The following is an 18641-nucleotide window of genomic DNA, read 5'->3' as shown; positions in this document are numbered from 1 at the left end:
CGCCATGAACACCACACTTGCACAACAAATTGCCAATGAAGGCGGCGTCGAAGCCTGGATGGTCGCTCAACAACATAAAAGCCTGCTGCGCTTTTTAACCTGCGGTAGCGTGGATGATGGCAAAAGCACCCTGATTGGTCGCCTGCTGCACGACACGCGTCAGATTTATGAAGATCAGCTGTCATCGTTGCATAACGACAGCAAGCGCCACGGTACGCAGGGTGAGAAGCTGGATCTGGCGCTGCTGGTGGATGGGCTGCAGGCCGAGCGTGAGCAGGGCATTACCATTGACGTGGCGTATCGCTATTTCTCTACTGAGAAACGCAAATTTATCATTGCCGATACCCCTGGGCACGAGCAATACACCCGCAATATGGCGACTGGCGCCTCCACCTGTGACCTGGCGATCCTGCTGATCGACGCCCGTAAAGGTGTGCTGGATCAGACCCGTCGCCACAGCTTTATTTCTACGCTGCTGGGGATCAAGCACCTGGTGGTGGCGATCAACAAAATGGATCTGGTTGACTACAGCGAAGAGACTTTCGCGCGTATTCGCGAAGATTACCTGACCTTTGCCGAACAGTTGCCGGGCAATCTGGATATCCGCTTCGTGCCACTCTCCGCGCTGGAAGGCGACAATGTGGCTTCGCAAAGCGTCAGCATGCCGTGGTATAGCGGCCCGACTTTACTTGAAGTGCTGGAGACGGTTGAGATCCAGCGCGTGGTCGACAGCCAACCCATGCGCTTCCCGGTGCAATACGTAAACCGCCCGAACCTCGATTTCCGCGGTTATTCCGGCACGCTGGCTTCCGGGCGCGTTGAAGTGGGGCAGCGCGTGAAGGTATTGCCGTCCGGCGTAGAGTCCAGTGTGGCGCGCATTGTCACCTTTGATGGCGATCTGGACGACGCCTTTGCCGGGGAAGCCATTACCCTCGTCCTGAAAGACGAGATTGATATCAGCCGTGGCGATTTGCTGCTGGCGGCGGAGGAGAGCTTACCGGCAGTGCAAAGCGCCGCCGTCGATGTGGTCTGGATGGCGGAACAGCCGCTGGCGCCGGGACAGAGCTACGAAATCAAAATCGCGGGTAAAAAGACCCGTGCTCGCGTCGATCAGGTTCAGTATCAGGTGGATATCAACAATTTGACCCAGCGTGAGGTGGACACTCTGCCGCTGAACGGCATTGGTCTGGTGAATCTGACCTTTGACGAGCCGCTGGTGCTGGATACCTACCAGCAGAACCCGGTGACAGGCGGGCTTATTTTTATCGACCGTCTGAGCAATGTCACCGTCGGTGCCGGTATGGTCCGCGAACCGATGGTGCAGGAGATCGCCGCGCCATCAGAATTCAGCGCCTTTGAGCTGGAACTGAATGCGCTGGTGCGTCGCCACTTCCCGCACTGGGGCGCGCGTGATTTACTGGGGGGGAAATAATGGCGTTGCATGACGAAAACGTCGTCTGGCATGCCCATCCCGTCACGCCGCAACAGCGTGAACAACACCACGGTCATCGTGGTGTTGTGCTGTGGTTTACCGGGCTTTCCGGATCGGGGAAATCAACGGTCGCCGGGGCGCTGGAAGAGGCGCTGCACAAGCTGGGCGTTAGCACCTACTTGTTGGATGGCGACAATGTTCGCCACGGCCTGTGCAGCGATTTAGGGTTTAGCGACGCCGATCGTAAAGAGAATATCCGGCGCGTGGGCGAAGTGGCTAACCTGATGGTGGATGCCGGACTGGTGGTACTGACGGCGTTTATTTCCCCGCACCGGGCGGAGCGACAGATGGTGCGCGATCGCGTCGGTAAAGGGCGCTTCATTGAAGTGTTCGTGGATACGCCGCTGGAAATTTGCGAAGCCCGCGATCCAAAAGGGTTATACAAAAAAGCGCGTGCGGGAGAGTTGCGCAACTTCACCGGAATTGATTCCGTGTATGAAGCGCCTGAATCGCCTGAGGTTCATCTGAATGGTGAACAATTAGTAACAAATTTGGTCGCCCAATTATTAGACCTGCTGAGGCAGGACGATATTATCAGATCCTGAGACACCTGACCTGTGTGTACGGTCAGTCAAGGTTACAGGATTCACTATGCGCAATAGCCAGAACATCACACTCACCACGACAGACGCGTTTGCTACTGATGACGAAACCACCTGGTCGCTGCCGGGCGCCGTGGTGGGTTTCGCGTCATGGCTACTGGCGTTGGGGATCCCCTTTCTGGTGTATGGTGCCAACACCTTGTTTTTCTTCATCTACACCTGGCCTTTCTTCCTGGCGTTAATGCCCGTTGCGGTGGTCGTGGGTATCGCGTTGCATTCCCTGCTCAAGGGAAAATTGCGCTACAGCATTCTCGCAACGCTGCTGACCGTTTGCGCAATGTTCGGCGCGCTGTTTATGTGGCTGCTGGGCTAAAGCGCGACGGCTGTCCATAATTCAAACCGTAACTAACAATGAGATGATGTTCTCAGGGTTCTGGGTATACGTTATAAAGGGCAATTGTGGTACATTTGCCCGCGTTGTTGCGGCTTTCCCGCCTGCAAACGTCGTGTCGTTTGCGGAAGTATGGGAGGATGATGCCGTTTTTCAGGGGGCAGGATGGGTAAACTAACGCTGCTGTTGCTGGCTTTACTGGTCTGGCTACAGTATTCGCTGTGGTTCGGTAAGAACGGCATACATGATTACAGCCGCGTCAATGATGACGTGGCGGCGCAGCAGGCGACGAACGCCAAACTTAAAGCACGTAACGATCAGCTTTTTGCCGAAATTGACGACCTCAATGGCGGTCAGGAGGCTATCGAGGAACGTGCACGCAACGAACTCAGCATGACTAAACCAGGCGAAACGTTTTATCGTCTGGTGCCCGACGCGTCTAAACGCGCGCAAACTGCGGGGCAAAATACTCGTTAAACCAGCCCAGGAAATCACATGGCAGCCACTTTATTGGATGTTTGCGCCGTGGTGCCGGCGGCCGGATTTGGCCGCCGTATGCAAACGGAATGTCCTAAGCAATATCTCTCGATTGGCAATAAAACTATTCTCGAACACTCGGTCCACGCGCTGCTGGCACATCCCCGGGTGACCCGCGTGATCATCGCGATAAGCCCCGGCGACAGCCGCTTTGCCCAACTCCCACTGGCGCAGCATCCGCAAATTACCGTCGTGGACGGGGGAGATGAACGAGCACACTCTGTGCTTGCCGGATTGCAGGCCGCCGGAGACGCCGAATGGGTGCTGGTGCATGATGCGGCGCGCCCCTGCCTGCATCAGGATGATTTAGCGCGTCTGCTGGCGCTGAGTGAAACCAGCCGCACCGGCGGGATCCTGGCCGCCCCCGTGCGCGATACTATGAAACGCGCAGAGCCGGGAAAAACGGCCATCGCCCATACCGTTGAGCGCAATGATTTATGGCACGCCCTGACGCCGCAGTTTTTCCCTCGTGAACTGCTGCATGACTGTCTGACGCGTGCGCTGAATGAAGGGGCGACCATCACGGATGAAGCCTCGGCGCTGGAATATTGCGGCTTCCATCCACAGCTTGTGGAAGGCCGGGCTGATAACATCAAAGTGACCCGTCCGGAAGATTTAGCGCTGGCTGAATTTTATCTGACCCGAAAAATCCATCAGGAGAAAACATAATGCGAATCGGACACGGTTTTGACGTACACGCCTTTGGCGGGGAAGGCCCAATCATTATTGGTGGCGTGCGTATCCCTTATGAAAAAGGGCTGCTGGCGCATTCTGATGGCGATGTTGCGCTGCATGCGCTTACCGATGCCCTGCTTGGCGCTGCGGCACTGGGTGACATTGGCAAGCTGTTTCCGGATACCGATCCGGCGTTTAAAGGGGCCGATAGCCGCGAGCTGCTGCGCGAAGCCTGGCGTCGTATTCAGGCCAAAGGCTATACCTTAGGCAACGTCGATGTGACCATTATTGCTCAGGCGCCGAAGATGCTGACGCACATCCCGCAAATGCGCGTATTTATTGCTGAAGACCTCGGTTGTCACATGGATGACGTGAACGTGAAAGCGACCACTACGGAAAAACTGGGTTTTACCGGTCGTGGGGAAGGGATCGCCTGTGAAGCGGTGGCGTTACTCATTAAGGCCGCGAAATGACAGAGTTTGAAAATCTTACGTACCTTCACGGGAAACCACAAAGTACCGGGTTGCTGAAAGCCAGTCCGGAAGATTTTGTGGTGGTCGAAGATTTGGGTTTCGAACCGGATGGCGAAGGTGAACACATTCTGGTGCGTATTCTTAAAAACGGCTGCAACACCCGTTTTGTGGCCGATGCCCTGGCGAAATTTTTGAAAATACACGCCCGTGAAGTGAGCTTTGCCGGGCAAAAAGACAAGCATGCGGTCACCGAACAATGGCTGTGCGCGCGCGTTCCGGGCAAGGAAATGCCCGACCTGAGCGCCTTCCAGCTTGAGGGGTGCAAAGTGCTGGAATATGCGCGTCACAAACGCAAACTACGTTTAGGCGCGCTGAAGGGCAATGCGTTCACACTGGTGCTGCGCGAAGTCAGCCATCGTGATGAGGTGGAATCCCGTCTGCAAGCGATAAACGCTGGCGGCGTACCGAACTATTTCGGCGCTCAGCGTTTTGGTATCGGCGGCAGCAATCTGCAAGGCGCGCTGCGCTGGGCGCAAAGCGATGCACCGGTTCGTGATCGCAATAAACGCAGTTTTTGGTTGTCGGCGGCCCGCAGTGCGTTGTTTAATCAAATTGTTAGCGAGCGCCTGAAAAAAACAGACTTTAATCAAGTTGTTGACGGCGATGCGCTACAATTAGCGGGACGCGGAAGCTGGTTTGTCGCCTCGCAAGAAGAGCGGGTGGAACTACAGCGTCGTGTCGATGAAAAAGAACTGATGGTGACGGCTTCGCTTCCCGGCAGCGGCGAGTGGGGAACCCAGCGGGATGCGCTGGCGTTCGAACAGTCCGCGATTGCCGAAGAGACCGCGTTGCAGTCGCTGCTGCTGCGCGAAAAAGTCGAGGCCTCGCGAAGAGCGATACTGCTTTATCCGCAGCAATTAAGCTGGAACTGGTGGGATGACGTCACCGTCGAGCTACGCTTCTGGCTGCCGGCGGGAAGCTTCGCGACCAGCGTGGTGAGGGAACTGATCAACACAATGGGTGATTATGCGCATATTGCTGAGTAACGATGATGGGGTCCATGCACCCGGTATACAAACGCTGGCGAAAGCCCTGCGGGAGTTTGCTGACGTACAGGTTGTCGCCCCGGATCGGAACCGCAGTGGTGCGTCAAACTCGCTGACGCTGGAATCTTCTCTTCGGACATTTACCTTTGACAACGGCGATATCGCAGTGCAGATGGGGACACCCACCGATTGTGTTTATCTGGGCGTTAATGCTCTCATGCGACCGCGTCCGGACATCGTGGTCTCAGGAATTAACGCCGGCGCCAATCTTGGGGATGACGTTATCTATTCCGGCACCGTCGCGGCGGCGATGGAAGGGCGCCATCTGGGTTTTCCGGCGCTCGCCGTGTCGTTAGATGGGCACCAGCATTATGAAACCGCAGCGGCCATCACCTGTCGAATCCTGCGCGCACTGCGGCGCGAACCGCTGCGTACCGGGCGGATCCTCAACATTAATGTGCCTGACTTACCGCTGGATCAGATCAAAGGTGTCCGTGTGACGCGCTGCGGTAGTCGCCATCCTGCAGACAAGGTGATCCCTCAAGAAGATCCGCGTGGCAACACGCTGTACTGGATTGGTCCGCCTGGCGATAAATATGACGCCGGACCTGACACCGATTTTGCGGCTGTGGATGAAGGTTACGTCTCCATTACGCCGTTGCATGTAGATTTAACGGCGCACAGCGCGCATGATGTGGTTTCCGACTGGTTAGAGAGCGTGGGAGTTGGCACGCAATGGTAAGCAGACGCGTACAGACGCTTCTTGATCAACTGCGCACGCAGGGGATCCGCGATGAGCAGGTGCTTAATGCCCTGGCTGCGGTGCCGCGTGAGAAATTTATTGATGAAGCGTTTGAACATAAGGCCTGGGACAATATCGCGTTGCCGATAGGTCAGGGACAGACGATTTCGCAGCCCTATATGGTGGCGCGAATGACCGAACTGCTCGAACTGACGCCGCAGTCTCGGGTGCTGGAAATTGGCACCGGTTCCGGGTATCAAACGGCGATACTGGCGCACCTGGTACAGCAGGTTTGCTCAGTCGAACGCATTAAAGGACTGCAGTGGCAGGCGCGTCGCCGCCTGAAGCAACTCGATTTACACAATGTTTCAACTCGTCACGGTGATGGCTGGCAAGGCTGGCAGGCACGCGCGCCATTTGACGCTATTATTGTGACGGCAGCACCGCCGGAAATCCCGACCGCGTTGATGACGCAACTGGATGAAGGCGGCATTCTCGTTTTGCCCGTGGGTGATGAGCATCAGTTTCTGAAACGGGTGCGTCGTCGGGGCGGCGAATTTATTATCGACACCGTGGAGGCAGTACGTTTTGTTCCCTTAGTGAAAGGGGAACTCGCGTAAGAAACAGTTCCGAATACCTGGAATTTTCCTGGAGTTTTTGGAACGGGTCAGCGTATCGTGGTCACATTTTCCAGTGTCCATTTGCCGTCTGCACGATTATACGTCACTGGTTGTTAACCAATTTTTTCCTGGGGGATAAATGAGCGCGGGAAGCCCAAAATTCACCGTTAGTCGCATTGCGGCACTGTCACTGGTTTCACTATGGCTGGCGGGGTGTTCAAATTCATCAAATCCACCAGCGCCGGTAAGTTCAGTCAATGGTAATGCCCCGGCAAATACCAGTTCTGGCATGTTGATTACGCCACCGCCGAAGATGGGGACGACGACGTCCGCACCGCAGACACCGCAAATTCAACCGGTGCAGCGCCCGACGACGCAGCCGACGCAAATTCAGCCGGTCACCGAACAGCCCGTACAGATGGAAAACGGCCGCATTGTTTACAATCGCCAGTATGGGAACATTCCGAAAGGGAGCTATAGCGGCGGCAGTACTTACACCGTTAAAAAAGGCGACACGCTTTTTTATATCGCCTGGATAACCGGGAACGATTTCCGTGACCTGGCGCAACGCAATAACGTCCAGGCCCCGTATAGCCTGAACGTCGGGCAAACGTTGCAGGTGGGTAATGCATCGGGTGCGCCAATTACCGGCGGCAATGCGATTACTCAGGCCGATGCGGCAGAGCAAGGAGTTGTGACCAAACCTGCACAAAATTCCGCCGTTGCTGTTGCGTCGAAACCGACAATTACGTATTCTGAGGACTCAGGTGAACAAAGTGCTAACAAAATGTTGCCGAACAACAAGCCTGCTGGGACAGTCGTCACAGCGCCTGTAACGGCACCAGCAGTTAGCGCAACCGAATCGACTGCAAGCAGTTCGTCTACCAGTTCGCCAATTTCCGCATGGCGCTGGCCGACTGACGGTAAAGTAATCGAGAACTTTGGGGCTTCCGAGGGGGGCAATAAAGGGATCGACATTGCAGGCAGTAAGGGACAGGCTATTATCGCGACCGCCGATGGGCGCGTGGTCTATGCCGGTAACGCACTGCGCGGTTACGGTAATCTTATTATCATCAAACACAACGATGATTACCTGAGTGCCTACGCTCATAACGATACAATGCTGGTCCGGGAACAACAAGAAGTGAAGGCAGGACAAAAAATAGCGACGATGGGTAGCACCGGAACCAGTTCTACACGATTGCATTTTGAAATTCGTTACAAGGGGAAATCCGTAAACCCGCTGCGTTATTTACCGCAGCGATAAATCGGCGGAACCAGGCTGACACTTGCTAGTTCCGTCAAGGGATCACGGGTAGGAGCCACCTTATGAGTCAGAATACGCTGAAAGTTCATGATTTAAATGAAGATGCGGAATTTGATGAGAACGGAGTTGAGGTTTTTGACGAAAAAGCCTTAGTTGAAGAGGAACCCAGTGATAACGATTTGGCTGAAGAAGAGCTGTTATCGCAGGGGGCCACACAGCGTGTGTTGGACGCGACTCAGCTTTACCTTGGTGAGATTGGTTATTCACCACTGTTAACGGCCGAAGAAGAAGTGTATTTTGCGCGTCGCGCATTGCGTGGAGATGTCGCCTCACGCCGTCGGATGATTGAAAGTAACCTGCGTCTGGTGGTGAAAATTGCCCGTCGTTATGGCAATCGTGGTCTGGCGCTGCTGGATCTGATTGAAGAGGGCAATCTGGGGCTTATCCGTGCCGTTGAGAAGTTTGACCCGGAACGCGGGTTCCGCTTCTCCACATACGCAACCTGGTGGATTCGCCAGACGATTGAACGGGCAATCATGAACCAAACCCGTACCATTCGACTGCCGATCCACATTGTTAAAGAGCTGAACGTTTATCTGCGTACCGCACGTGAGTTGTCCCATAAACTGGACCACGAACCGAGCGCGGAAGAAATTGCAGAACAGCTGGATAAACCAGTTGATGACGTCAGCCGTATGCTTCGTCTTAACGAGCGTATTACCTCGGTAGACACCCCGTTGGGTGGCGATTCCGAAAAAGCGTTGCTGGATATCCTGGCCGATGAGAAAGAGAACGGTCCGGAAGACACCACGCAAGATGATGATATGAAACAGAGTATCGTCAAATGGCTGTTCGAACTGAACGCCAAACAGCGTGAAGTGCTGGCACGTCGTTTCGGTCTACTGGGTTATGAAGCTGCAACACTGGAAGATGTGGGCCGCGAAATCGGTCTGACTCGTGAACGTGTTCGTCAGATTCAGGTTGAAGGCCTTCGCCGTCTGCGTGAAATTCTGCAGACTCAAGGGCTGAATATCGAAGCGCTGTTCCGCGAGTAAGCACCGCTCTGACAAGAAAGGCCAGCCTCTAAGAGGCTGGCCTTTTTTCTGTTTGGCTTATGTTAACTGTGGATTCGCAGGCAAAGTCCGAAAGGGTATTCCATGTACATTCAGGTTCGTTAATCAGGCATCATTTTCTTAATCAGCCGGGCGAATTGCGCACGTTCTTCGTCATTCAACCGCCCCAGAAACTCCTCATCCACCTGATTTCCCAACGGCATGGTGACATTCAGTAATGCTTCACCCTCTGTGGTCAGATAAACAAAGCGGCGACGTTTATCTAACGGATCGTTCTCGCGCCTCACCAGCCCGCGTTTTTCCATTCGGCTTAGCATTTCCGCCAGTGTCGCTTTGGTACTGACGGCGGCTTCCATCAGATTAATTTGCTCAATGCCGGGACGTTCCGCAATGGCACGCATCACCGCGTATTGCGGTTTAGTAAGATCCGGCAAAGCGTGCTGCCAACGCGCCGTATGTTGCTGAAACAGCTGGCGTAACAGGTGAAACGCTTTATTCCGTAACTCCATGAAAACTCCAGGCGAAAAATCATTTCGCCTATCATAGCGGGTAACGCTGCTTTTTTTAACGAGGAAATCTTAAGCGATACGTGCGAAAAAAAATGAGGAGTCTTGCCGTCGCGGTTTCACGGAGGTAATTTAAATAAAACGTTCGTATACGAACAATTTATGAGGTAACGGATGAGACTGATTGTAGGGATGACCGGGGCAACGGGCGCGCCGCTTGGCGTAGCTCTGTTGCAGGCATTGCGGAAAATGCCGGAGGTAGAAATACATCTGGTGATGTCAAAGTGGGCCAAAACCACCATTGAGCTGGAAACGCCATACAGCGCGCGCGATGTTGCCGGACTGGCCGATTTTTGCCACAGTCCGGCGGATCAGGCGGCGACCATCTCGTCTGGTTCGTTTCGTACTGACGGCATGATCGTTATCCCCTGCAGCATGAAAACCCTGGCTGGCATACGCGCAGGTTATGCCGACGGTCTGGTGGGACGCGCTGCCGACGTGGTGCTGAAAGAAGGGCGCAAGCTGGTGCTGGTGCCGCGTGAAATGCCGCTCAGCACGGTGCATCTCGAAAATATGCTCGCGCTTTCCCGCATGGGCGTGGCGATAGTGCCGCCGATGCCCGCGTTCTACAACCATCCACAAACCGTTGAGGATATTACGCAACACATCGTGGCCCGCGTACTGGACCAGTTTGCGCTGGAACATCCCCTCGCACGCCGTTGGCAGGGTTTGGCGCAGACACCGAATTTTTCACAGGAGAATGAATAATGGCATTTGATGATTTGCGCAGCTTTTTGCAGGCGCTCGACGACCAGGGACAATTGCTGAAAATCAGTGAAGAGGTGAACGCGGAGCCGGATCTGGCCGCGGCTGCCAACGCCACTGGCCGTATTGGCGACGGCGCTCCGGCGCTATGGTTCGACAATATCCGCGGTTTTACCGATGCGCGTGTGGCAATGAACACCATTGGTTCCTGGCAAAATCATGCCATTTCATTAGGCTTGCCGCCGAATACGCCGGTGAAAAAGCAAATTGATGAGTTTATTCGCCGCTGGGATAAGTTCCCGGTCGCTCCGGAACGCCGCGCGAATCCGGCATGGGCGGAAAACAGCGTCGATGGAGAAGCGATTAACCTGTTCGATATTCTGCCGCTGTTTCGCCTGAACGACGGCGATGGCGGATTTTATCTGGATAAAGCCTGCGTGGTCTCCCGCGATCCGCTCGACCCGGAAAATTTCGGCAAGCAGAACGTCGGTATCTACCGGATGGAAGTGAAGGGCAAGCGTAAGCTGGGCCTGCAACCCGTACCGATGCACGATATTGCGCTGCATCTGCATAAGGCGGAAGAACGTGGCGAGGATCTGCCAATCGCCATCACGTTGGGTAACGATCCGATCATCACGCTGATGGGCGCGACACCGTTGAAATATGATCAATCAGAATATGAGATGGCGGGGGCGCTGCGGGAAAGCCCGTATCCCATTGCCACCGCACCGTTGACCGGCTTCGATGTACCGTGGGGATCGGAGGTGATCCTGGAAGGGGTGATTGAAAGCCGCAAACGTGAAATTGAAGGGCCGTTCGGCGAATTTACCGGCCACTATTCCGGTGGTCGCAACATGACGGTCGTGCGTATCGATAAGGTGTCATATCGCAGCAAACCGATTTTTGAATCACTTTATCTCGGGATGCCGTGGACAGAAATCGACTACCTGATGGGGCCGGCCACCTGTGTGCCGTTGTACCAGCAACTGAAAGCTGAATTTCCTGAAGTGCAGGCGGTTAACGCCATGTATACCCACGGCCTGCTGGCGATTATCTCGACCAAAAAACGCTACGGCGGCTTTGCGAGGGCGGTGGGGCTGCGTGCGATGACCACGCCACACGGTCTGGGTTACGTGAAGATGGTGATCATGGTGGATGAAGATGTCGATCCGTTCAACCTGCCGCAGGTGATGTGGGCGTTGTCGTCGAAGGTCAACCCGGCAGGCGATCTGGTGCAGCTACCGAACATGTCGGTACTGGAGCTGGATCCGGGCTCAAGTCCGGCGGGGATCACCGATAAACTGATCATTGACGCCACCACGCCCGTTGCGCCGGATAACCGTGGTCACTATAGCCAACCGGTGTGCGATCTCCCGGAAACCAAAGCCTGGGCTGAAAAGCTGACCACCATGCTGGCCAACCGTAAATAAGGAGTCACAGATGATTTGCCCACGTTGTGCTGATGAACATATTGAAGTCATGGCGACCTCGCCAGTGAAAGGCGTCTGGACGGTGTATCAGTGCCAGCATTGCCTGTATACCTGGCGTAATACCGAGCCGCTACGTCGCACCAGCCGCGAACACTATCCTCAGGCGTTTCGTATGACGCAAAAAGATATTGATGACGCGCCGATGGTGCCGAGCATTCCGCCGCTGCTGGCAGAAGGTAAGCGTTAACGGAGTGCCGGATGGCGGTTGACACCTTATCCGGCCTGGGGAAGTACAGTACCGTTAGTGTGTAGGCCCGATACGCAAAGCGTCATCGGGCATTTCTCTTACACCAGACTCTTCAACCGGTAGATCCACTCCAGTGCCTGACGTGGCGACAGAGAATCCGGGTCGAGATTTTCCAGCGCTTCAACCGCAGGCGAGGTCTCTTCGGGGGCGGACAGTAGCGACATCTGCGTGCCGTCTATCTGAGTTGCCGCTGCGTTTGGCGAAAGGCTTTCCAGCTCGCGCAGTTTCTGTCGCGCACGTTTAATCACCTCTTTTGGAACGCCTGCCAGCGCCGCGACCGCCAGACCGTAGCTCTTACTGGCCGCACCGTCCTGCACGCTATGCATAAAGGCAATGGTATCGCCGTGCTCTAACGCGTCGAGATGGACGTTGGCAACGCCTTCCATTTTCTCCGGCAACTGCGTCAGTTCGAAGTAGTGCGTCGCGAACAGCGTCAGCGCTTTGATCTTATTCGCCAGATTTTCTGCACATGCCCACGCCAGCGACAGGCCATCGTAAGTAGATGTCCCGCGGCCAATCTCATCCATTAGCACCAGGCTGTTCTCAGTGGCGTTGTGCAGAATGTTGGCCGTTTCGGTCATCTCTACCATGAAGGTGGAGCGCCCGGAGGCCAGATCGTCCGCTGCGCCTACGCGGGTAAAGATACGATCGACAGGGCCAATCTCTACTTTTTGCGCCGGTACGTAGCTGCCGATATAGGCCAGCAGGGCAATCAGCGCGGTCTGGCGCATGTAGGTACTTTTACCGCCCATGTTTGGTCCGGTAATGATCAGCATTCTGCGCTGTGGTGAGAGGTCGAGCGGGTTGGCGATAAACGGCTCATTCAGCACCTGTTCCACCACCGGATGGCGGCCCTCGGTAATACGAATACCCGGTTTATCGCTGAAGGTTGGACAGGTGTAGTTCAGCGTGTACGCGCGTTCGGCCAGATTCACCAGTACGTCGAGTTCCGCCAGCGCACTGGCGCTCTGCTGTAAATCCGCCAGATGCGGTAGCAGCAGATCGAACAGTTCGTCATAGAGCTGCTTTTCCAGCGCCAGCGCTTTGCCCTTGGAAGTCAGAACCTTATCTTCGTACTCTTTCAGTTCCGGAATGATGTAGCGCTCGGCGTTTTTCAGCGTCTGACGACGGACATAATTAATTGGCGCGAGGTGGCTCTGCCCACGACTGATCTGGATGTAATAACCGTGTACCGCGTTGAAGCCAACTTTCAGCGTATCCAGCCCGGTACGCTCGCGTTCACGGATTTCCAGCCTGTCGAGATAGTCGGTCGCGCCGTCTGCCAGGGCGCGCCACTCATCAAGTTCTTCGTTGTAGCCCGGCGCAATAACACCGCCGTCACGAACGAGAACCGGCGGCGCGTCAACGACCGCACGCTCCAGCAGTTCCCGCAATTCGGCAAATTCGCCCATTTTCTCACGCAGCATTTGTACGGGAGTGCTGTCTACCGATTCCAGTTGCGCACGCAGTTCCGGCAACTGCTGGAAAGCGTGGCGCATGCGAGCGAGATCGCGTGGACGGGCTGTACGCAGCGCCAGACGGGCAAGAATACGTTCCAGATCGCCCACCTGACGCAGCACCGGCTGCAGTTCGCTGGTTGCATCCTGTAATGAACCAATGGTTTGCTGGCGTTCAGTCAGGATTTTCGTGTCACGGACAGGCATATGCAGCCAGCGTTTGAGCATACGGCTGCCCATCGGCGTCACGGTGCAGTCGAGCACGGAGGCCAGCGTGTTCTCTACGCCACCCGCCAGGTTCTGGGTAATCTCCAGATTTCGGCGCGTTGCTGCATCCATGATGATGCTGTCCTGTTGGCGCTCCATGGTGATCGAGCGAATATGCGGCAGGGAAGTGCGCTGTGTATCCTTGACGTACTGCAACAGACAGCCAGCGGCGCAAAGCCCACGCGGTGCGTTTTCAACGCCAAAGCCAATCAGATCGCGAGTACCAAACTGCATATTCAGTTGCTGGCGCGCAGTATCAATTTCAAATTCCCACAATGGGCGACGACGCAACCCGCGACGTCCTTCTATCAGCGCCATCTCTGCGAAATCTTCGGCGTACAGCAGTTCTGCCGGATTGGTCCGCTGCAGTTCGGCGGCCATTGTTTCGCGATCGGCGGGCTCGCTCAGGCGAAAACGCCCGGAACTGATATCCAGCGTGGCATAACCATAACCTTTGCTGTCCTGCCAGATGGCCGCCAGTAGATTGTCCTGGCGTTCCTGTAGCAGCGCTTCATCGCTGATGGTGCCCGGCGTGACAATACGCACGACTTTACGCTCAACCGGCCCTTTACTGGTGGCCGGGTCGCCAATTTGCTCGCAAATGGCGACGGATTCACCCTGATTAACCAGTTTGGCGAGATAGTTTTCTACCGCATGATGGGGAATGCCCGCCATCGGGATGGGCTCGCCCGCAGACGCGCCGCGTTTAGTCAGCGAAATATCGAGCAGTTGCGACGCCCGTTTTGCATCGTCGTAAAAGAGTTCGTAAAAGTCGCCCATGCGATAGAAAAGCAGGATCTCCGGGTGCTGAGCCTTCAGCTTGAGATACTGCTGCATCATGGGGGTGTGGGCGTCGAGATTATCGATTGTACTCATGGAGTTGTGTCCAGTCCCTGAATGGATTGAGGTTGCGATACTTTTAATTTTCGTTGTTATCACATAAGGGACACATGATAACGGAGATACGCATTTCAGGGAAAGCCAGGATCGCCGACTTCTCGATCCTTCTTCCGTTTCCGAATTTTACACCGACTGTCGTAGCCGCATTTCTGAACGTCGATCGCGTAAAGAGGCAAAAACAAACGCAGCGATAAAGATAATGGTGAACAGCACGACGATCGTGGGCGCGGGGGCGCTGTCGAGGAAAAATGACAGATACACACCTGAAAATGAGGCGATCACCGACAGACCTGTTGCCAGCAATAGCGCGTGAGCAAATCGGCGGGTGAGTAAAATGGCAATCGCGCCTGGGGCGATCAGCAGGGAGATCGACAAAATGATCCCCACCGATTTCAGCGTCGCCACAATGGTCAGCGCAATCATGCACAACAGCCCGTAGTGCAACATGGCCATGTTCAGACCGCAGGCTTTTGCCTGATGCGGATCGAAGGCATGCAGCAGCAGATCTTTCCATTTGAAGACGATGATCAGCGTGATACCCAGCGCAATGAGCGCCGTTTGCCCAATATCACTGAGTGAAATCCCCAGCATGTCGCCGAACAGAATATGATCGAGATGAACCTCAGACTGGATAGAGACATAGAGCACCAGCCCGGCGCCAAACATGCCGGAGAAAACGATCCCCATGATGGTATCGCGTTTGATGCGGCTGTTGTCGTCAAGATATCCGGTCGCGACTGCGCAGAACAGGCCCGCAATAAACGCGCCGATAGCCAGTGGAATACCGACAATATAAGCCAGCACAATTCCCGGAAAGACCGCATGACTCATGGCGTCTCCCATGAGTGCCCAGCCTTTGAGTACCAGAAATACCGACAGTAGCGCACAGGGAATCGCCACAAGGACAGAGACGATCAGCGCATTGACCATAAAGTCGAACTGAAAGGGTTCCAGCAGGGTGGTCAGAAACATGACGACTCCTTACGGCGCGCGCGACGACGATTCGCCAGCAGGCCGTGTTTAGGGGCGAAAACGAATGCCAGCAGGAACAGCAGCGTTTGCAATACCACGATGATCCCGCCAGTGGCACCGTCAAGCCAGTAACTGAGCCATGCGCCGAAGAAGCTGGTCAGACTGCCGATCGCAACCGCGATCATAAGAAGGCGTGGAAAGCGGTCGCTCAGTAGCCAGGCGGTGGCACCGGGCGTCACGACCAGACAGATCACCAGAAATGCCCCCACGGTTTGCAGCGCGGCGACGGTTGATACCGACAACAACATGAAAAACAGCAGCTTCAGACGACCCGGATGCAGACCAATGGATCGGGCGTGGTTTTCATCAAAAAAAGTGACCATCAGATCCTTCCACTTCAGCAGCAGAATGAGTAAGGAAACAACGCCGATAATCGCCAGTTGAACGATGTCTTCCGGGGCAATCGCCAGCACGTTGCCGAGAATGATAGTCTGAATATTCACCGACATCGGGTTGAGTGAGACCATAAACAGCCCGATGCCAAAGAATGACGAGAAGATCAGGCCAATAATGGCATCTTCTTTCAGCTGCGAGCGCTGGTTCAGAAACAGCATACTGCCCGCCGCCAGGCCGCCAGAGAGAAAGGCGCCGAGCGAAAAGGGGAGGCCGAGCATGTAGGCGCCGGCAACGCCGGGTACGATGGAATGTGACAGCGCATCGCCGATCAGCGACCAGCCTTTGAGCATTAAATAGCAGGAGAGAAAGGCGCACAGGCCACCCACCATTGCCGATACCCACATTGCATTGAGCATGTACTGATAGCCAAAAGGTTCCGTCAGCCAGTTCATAATGACTCTCCGCTACCTGCCGTACGTCGGGAGATAAACGGACGTTCGTCATCGGTAATAATGTGTTCTTCACCGCCGCTGAGCGCGACATGACGCAGGACACCGCTGAACGCCAGTTCAAGGTTTTCGGCGGTAAAGGTGGTTTCGGTCGGGCCACTCGCCAGCACGGTGCCTTTGATCATCACCGTATAATCACAGAATTCAGTGACTGACCCGAGATTGTGGGTGGAGACCAGCATGGTGCGCCCCTCATCGCGCAACTCGCGTAGCAGCGTAATAATGCGCGCTTCGGTTTTGACGTCCACTCCGGTAAAGGGTTCATCCAGCAAAATGACCTGGCCATCCTGGGCGATGGCTCTGGCGAGGAAGACGCGTTTTTTCTGTCCGCCGGAAAGCTCGCCAATCTGCCGGTGGCGGTATTCCAGCATATCCACCCGCGCCAGCGCCGCGTCAACACTGGCATGATCCTGATCCTTCGAGCGACGCAACCAGCCCATATGCCCGTAGCGCCCCATCATGACCACATCTTCCACCAGCACCGGAAATGACCAGTCGACCTCTTCAGATTGCGGAACATAAGCGATCAGATTCTGTTTCAGCGCGCGATTTACCGGCTGTTGCAGGATGGAAATCTCGCCGTCGGCCAGGCGGACGAAACCCATCAGCGCCTTAAACAATGTTGATTTTCCCGACCCGTTGACCCCCACCAGCGCGGCTATCGAACCACCCGGTACCTGAAAGGTGGCATCGCGTAGCGCGGTATGACCGTTGCGATACGTCACCGTCACCTGATTCACGGTAATCGCAGATTGATTCATTTCTGGCTCCTCATACCGTCGTTGATGCCGGTGACGATCGTTTCAGTGGTCACGCGCAGCAGATCAAGCCAGGTGGGAACAGGCCCCTCAGCCGTGCTCAGGGAATCAACGTACAGGACGCTGCCGTAATGTGCGCCGGCTTCCCGCGCAACCTGGCGGGCCGGTTTATCTGACACGGTGCTTTCGCTGAAAACAGTCGGGATCTGGTGCGCTCTGATCGCATCGATCACCTTACGTACCTGCTTTGGCGTTCCCTGCTGATCGGCGTTGATCGGCCAGAGATACAACTCTTTTAGCCCATTGTCGCGGGCAAGATAGGAAAAGGCCCCTTCGCTGGTGACCAGCCAGCGCTTGTCAGCAGGGATGGCCGCCAGCGCAGCGCGTAAGGGTTTCATTGTCTGGTGGATCTGCGTTTTATAATGTTCAGCATTTTTTTGATAGGTCGCGGCGTTTGCCGGATCGTACTTCATCAGCGCGTTGCGGATATTGTCGACGTAAATCAGCGCGTTTTCTTCCGACATCCAGGCGTGGGGGTTGGGTTTACCGCTGTATGGACCTTCGCTGATGCCCATCGGTTTCACCCCATCCGACACCGTCACTTCCGGTATGCCCGACAGATTTTGATAAAAACGTGCAAACCACAGCTCCAGATTCAGACCGTTGGAGAGAATAAGCTGTGCTCCCTGCGCTCGCTTAATGTCGCCGGGCGTGGGTTGATATTCATGAATTTCCGCACCAGGTTTGGTGATCGAACTGACCTCTGCGGCCTCGCCGGCGACGTTTTTCGCCATGTCGGCAATGACCGTAAAAGTGGTGATGACTTTGAATTTTTCTGTAGCGTACGCCGGAGGCAGCGCGCACAGGGCCAGCATGGCAATTAACAATGATGACGTCAGACGGGGCAGGTGCGGCATAGAATCCCTCATAAAAAAGTGGTTAATTATTCATCGAATATAGCCTTTGCTATGTTATATAGCACATGGCATACATAAAGATAAGCTTAAATGAAAATAATTCTTATTTGTAAGCGAGGAGATGTCACCTTTGGGTGATAGTGCGCAGGAGCGTTAAGGAGTAAAATAAATGCACTTTAAAAGAGGGGAGGCGCATCATGTCCGGTAAGCGTATTGCTCGCGAAAAGCTGACGATTAAAAAAATGATCGCGCTGTACGAAAACCAGTGCCCGCAGGCATCTGATGAGCCAGGGCACTACGACGCGCTGTTTACCTACGCGCAAAAACGGCTGGATAAGTGCGTTTTTGGCGAGGAGAAGCCGGCCTGTAAGCAGTGTCCGGTGCACTGCTATCAACCCGCGAAACGTGAAGAGATGAAGCAGGTAATGCGCTGGGCGGGACCGAGAATGCTCTGGCGTCACCCGATCCTGACCGTCCGTCATCTTATCGACGACAAACGGCCTGTCCCGGAACTGCCGGAAAAATACTCGCGTAAAAAGTGAAGCGAGAGGCCGGATGGCGGCCTCGCCTTAATCTGGTTTACGGATAATTGCCTACCC

Annotated in this window: 22 protein-coding genes; 15 read left to right on the top strand and 7 right to left on the bottom strand. The window is 55.1% G+C overall.

Annotated elements, in window-relative coordinates:
* Positions 1-4 precede the first annotated feature (4 nt).
* From cysN to pcm, 9 genes are all read left to right on the top strand, one after another.
* Positions 5-1432, top strand: coding sequence for a sulfate adenylyltransferase subunit CysN (cysN, locus tag QNN88_RS08570; RefSeq protein ID WP_414239850.1), 1428 nt, complete (start codon positions 5-7; stop codon positions 1430-1432).
* Positions 1432-2037 (top strand): adenylyl-sulfate kinase, encoded by a 606-nt coding sequence (gene cysC / locus QNN88_RS08565; protein WP_414239849.1) that lies wholly within the window; start codon positions 1432-1434, stop codon positions 2035-2037. The genes cysN and cysC overlap by 1 nt, the downstream gene beginning before the upstream one ends.
* Before the next feature lie 46 nt (positions 2038-2083).
* On the top strand, positions 2084-2407 hold the full coding sequence (locus QNN88_RS08560) for a DUF3561 family protein (RefSeq protein ID WP_414239848.1): 324 nt from the start codon (positions 2084-2086) through the stop codon (positions 2405-2407).
* Between the two features lie 183 nt (positions 2408-2590).
* Positions 2591-2902, top strand: a complete 312-nt coding sequence (ftsB, locus tag QNN88_RS08555; protein WP_042288707.1) for a cell division protein FtsB — start codon at positions 2591-2593, stop codon at positions 2900-2902.
* Between the two features lie 18 nt (positions 2903-2920).
* On the top strand, positions 2921-3631 hold the full coding sequence (gene ispD, locus QNN88_RS08550; protein ID WP_414239847.1) for a 2-C-methyl-D-erythritol 4-phosphate cytidylyltransferase: 711 nt from the start codon (positions 2921-2923) through the stop codon (positions 3629-3631).
* Positions 3631-4110 (top strand): 2-C-methyl-D-erythritol 2,4-cyclodiphosphate synthase, encoded by a 480-nt coding sequence (gene ispF, locus QNN88_RS08545; RefSeq protein WP_414239846.1) that lies wholly within the window; start codon positions 3631-3633, stop codon positions 4108-4110. Before ispD ends, ispF begins: the two co-directional genes overlap by 1 nt.
* Positions 4107-5156 carry a tRNA pseudouridine(13) synthase TruD gene (gene truD, locus QNN88_RS08540; protein ID WP_414239845.1) on the top strand — a complete coding sequence of 350 codons (1050 nt, stop codon included), beginning with the start codon at positions 4107-4109 and terminating at the stop codon, positions 5154-5156. Before ispF ends, truD begins: the two co-directional genes overlap by 4 nt.
* Complete coding sequence (surE, locus tag QNN88_RS08535) at positions 5137-5898, top strand: 5'/3'-nucleotidase SurE (RefSeq protein ID WP_414239844.1); 762 nt, start codon at positions 5137-5139, stop codon at positions 5896-5898. Before truD ends, surE begins: the two co-directional genes overlap by 20 nt.
* The gene (gene pcm, locus QNN88_RS08530) at positions 5892-6518 is read left to right on the top strand and encodes a protein-L-isoaspartate O-methyltransferase (RefSeq protein WP_414239843.1); all 627 of its coding nucleotides are present in this window, start codon (positions 5892-5894) and stop codon (positions 6516-6518) included. The genes surE and pcm overlap by 7 nt, the downstream gene beginning before the upstream one ends.
* A gap of 96 nt (positions 6519-6614) precedes the next feature.
* Here the strand turns inward: pcm and QNN88_RS08525 are convergent, their stop codons facing one another.
* Positions 6615-6776 (bottom strand): peptidase, encoded by a 162-nt coding sequence (locus QNN88_RS08525; protein WP_414239842.1) that lies wholly within the window; start codon positions 6774-6776, stop codon positions 6615-6617.
* Here QNN88_RS08525 and nlpD point away from each other — a divergent pair.
* Both nlpD and rpoS read left to right on the top strand, forming a co-directional pair.
* Positions 6703-7785: a murein hydrolase activator NlpD gene (gene nlpD / locus QNN88_RS08520; protein ID WP_414240223.1), complete on the top strand. Its 1083-nt coding sequence runs from the start codon at positions 6703-6705 to the stop codon at positions 7783-7785. The genes QNN88_RS08525 and nlpD overlap by 74 nt on opposite strands.
* A 62-nt stretch (positions 7786-7847) precedes the next feature.
* The gene (gene rpoS / locus QNN88_RS08515) at positions 7848-8840 is read left to right on the top strand and encodes an RNA polymerase sigma factor RpoS (RefSeq protein WP_000081550.1); all 993 of its coding nucleotides are present in this window, start codon (positions 7848-7850) and stop codon (positions 8838-8840) included.
* Between the two features lie 119 nt (positions 8841-8959).
* Here the strand turns inward: rpoS and QNN88_RS08510 are convergent, their stop codons facing one another.
* Complete coding sequence (locus tag QNN88_RS08510) at positions 8960-9367, bottom strand: MarR family winged helix-turn-helix transcriptional regulator (RefSeq protein WP_414239841.1); 408 nt, start codon at positions 9365-9367, stop codon at positions 8960-8962.
* Positions 9368-9538: 171 nt separating this feature from the next.
* Between QNN88_RS08510 and QNN88_RS08505 the strand changes: the two genes are divergently transcribed.
* Genes QNN88_RS08505 through QNN88_RS08495 form a run of 3 tightly spaced genes read left to right on the top strand, consistent with a single transcriptional unit; the run spans position 9539 to position 11806 of the window.
* Complete coding sequence (locus QNN88_RS08505; protein ID WP_414239840.1) at positions 9539-10132, top strand: non-oxidative hydroxyarylic acid decarboxylases subunit B; 594 nt, start codon at positions 9539-9541, stop codon at positions 10130-10132.
* Positions 10132-11559, top strand: a complete 1428-nt coding sequence (locus QNN88_RS08500; RefSeq protein WP_414239839.1) for a non-oxidative hydroxyarylic acid decarboxylases subunit C — start codon at positions 10132-10134, stop codon at positions 11557-11559. Before QNN88_RS08505 ends, QNN88_RS08500 begins: the two co-directional genes overlap by 1 nt.
* A gap of 10 nt (positions 11560-11569) precedes the next feature.
* Positions 11570-11806 (top strand): non-oxidative hydroxyarylic acid decarboxylases subunit D, encoded by a 237-nt coding sequence (locus QNN88_RS08495; protein ID WP_414239838.1) that lies wholly within the window; start codon positions 11570-11572, stop codon positions 11804-11806.
* Positions 11807-11904: 98 nt separating this feature from the next.
* Here QNN88_RS08495 and mutS read toward each other — a convergent pair whose 3' ends face one another.
* The 5 genes from mutS to QNN88_RS08470 form a co-directional block, all read right to left on the bottom strand.
* Positions 11905-14466, bottom strand: a complete 2562-nt coding sequence (gene mutS / locus QNN88_RS08490; RefSeq protein ID WP_414239837.1) for a DNA mismatch repair protein MutS — start codon at positions 14464-14466, stop codon at positions 11905-11907.
* Between the two features lie 147 nt (positions 14467-14613).
* A complete protein-coding gene (sitD, locus tag QNN88_RS08485; protein ID WP_414239836.1) occupies positions 14614-15462 on the bottom strand; it encodes an iron/manganese ABC transporter permease subunit SitD in 849 nt (282 codons plus the stop codon).
* Entirely contained in the window at positions 15453-16310 is an 858-nt protein-coding gene (gene sitC / locus QNN88_RS08480) for an iron/manganese ABC transporter permease subunit SitC (RefSeq protein ID WP_414239835.1), read from the bottom strand. Before sitC ends, sitD begins: the two co-directional genes overlap by 10 nt.
* A complete protein-coding gene (gene sitB / locus QNN88_RS08475; RefSeq protein WP_414239834.1) occupies positions 16307-17128 on the bottom strand; it encodes an iron/manganese ABC transporter ATP-binding protein SitB in 822 nt (273 codons plus the stop codon). The genes sitC and sitB overlap by 4 nt, the downstream gene beginning before the upstream one ends.
* Positions 17125-18042 carry a metal ABC transporter substrate-binding protein gene (locus QNN88_RS08470; RefSeq protein ID WP_414239833.1) on the bottom strand — a complete coding sequence of 306 codons (918 nt, stop codon included), beginning with the start codon at positions 18040-18042 and terminating at the stop codon, positions 17125-17127. Before QNN88_RS08470 ends, sitB begins: the two co-directional genes overlap by 4 nt.
* A 197-nt stretch (positions 18043-18239) precedes the next feature.
* Between QNN88_RS08470 and QNN88_RS08465 the strand changes: the two genes are divergently transcribed.
* Complete coding sequence (locus QNN88_RS08465) at positions 18240-18584, top strand: nitrous oxide-stimulated promoter family protein (RefSeq protein ID WP_414239832.1); 345 nt, start codon at positions 18240-18242, stop codon at positions 18582-18584.
* Positions 18585-18641: the final 57 nt, after the last annotated feature.

The organism is Citrobacter sp. ANG330 (assembly GCF_047467925.1).
Classification (GTDB): domain Bacteria; phylum Pseudomonadota; class Gammaproteobacteria; order Enterobacterales; family Enterobacteriaceae; genus Citrobacter_A; species Citrobacter_A amalonaticus_G.
This window is presented reverse-complemented; position numbering and strand designations above follow the sequence as displayed.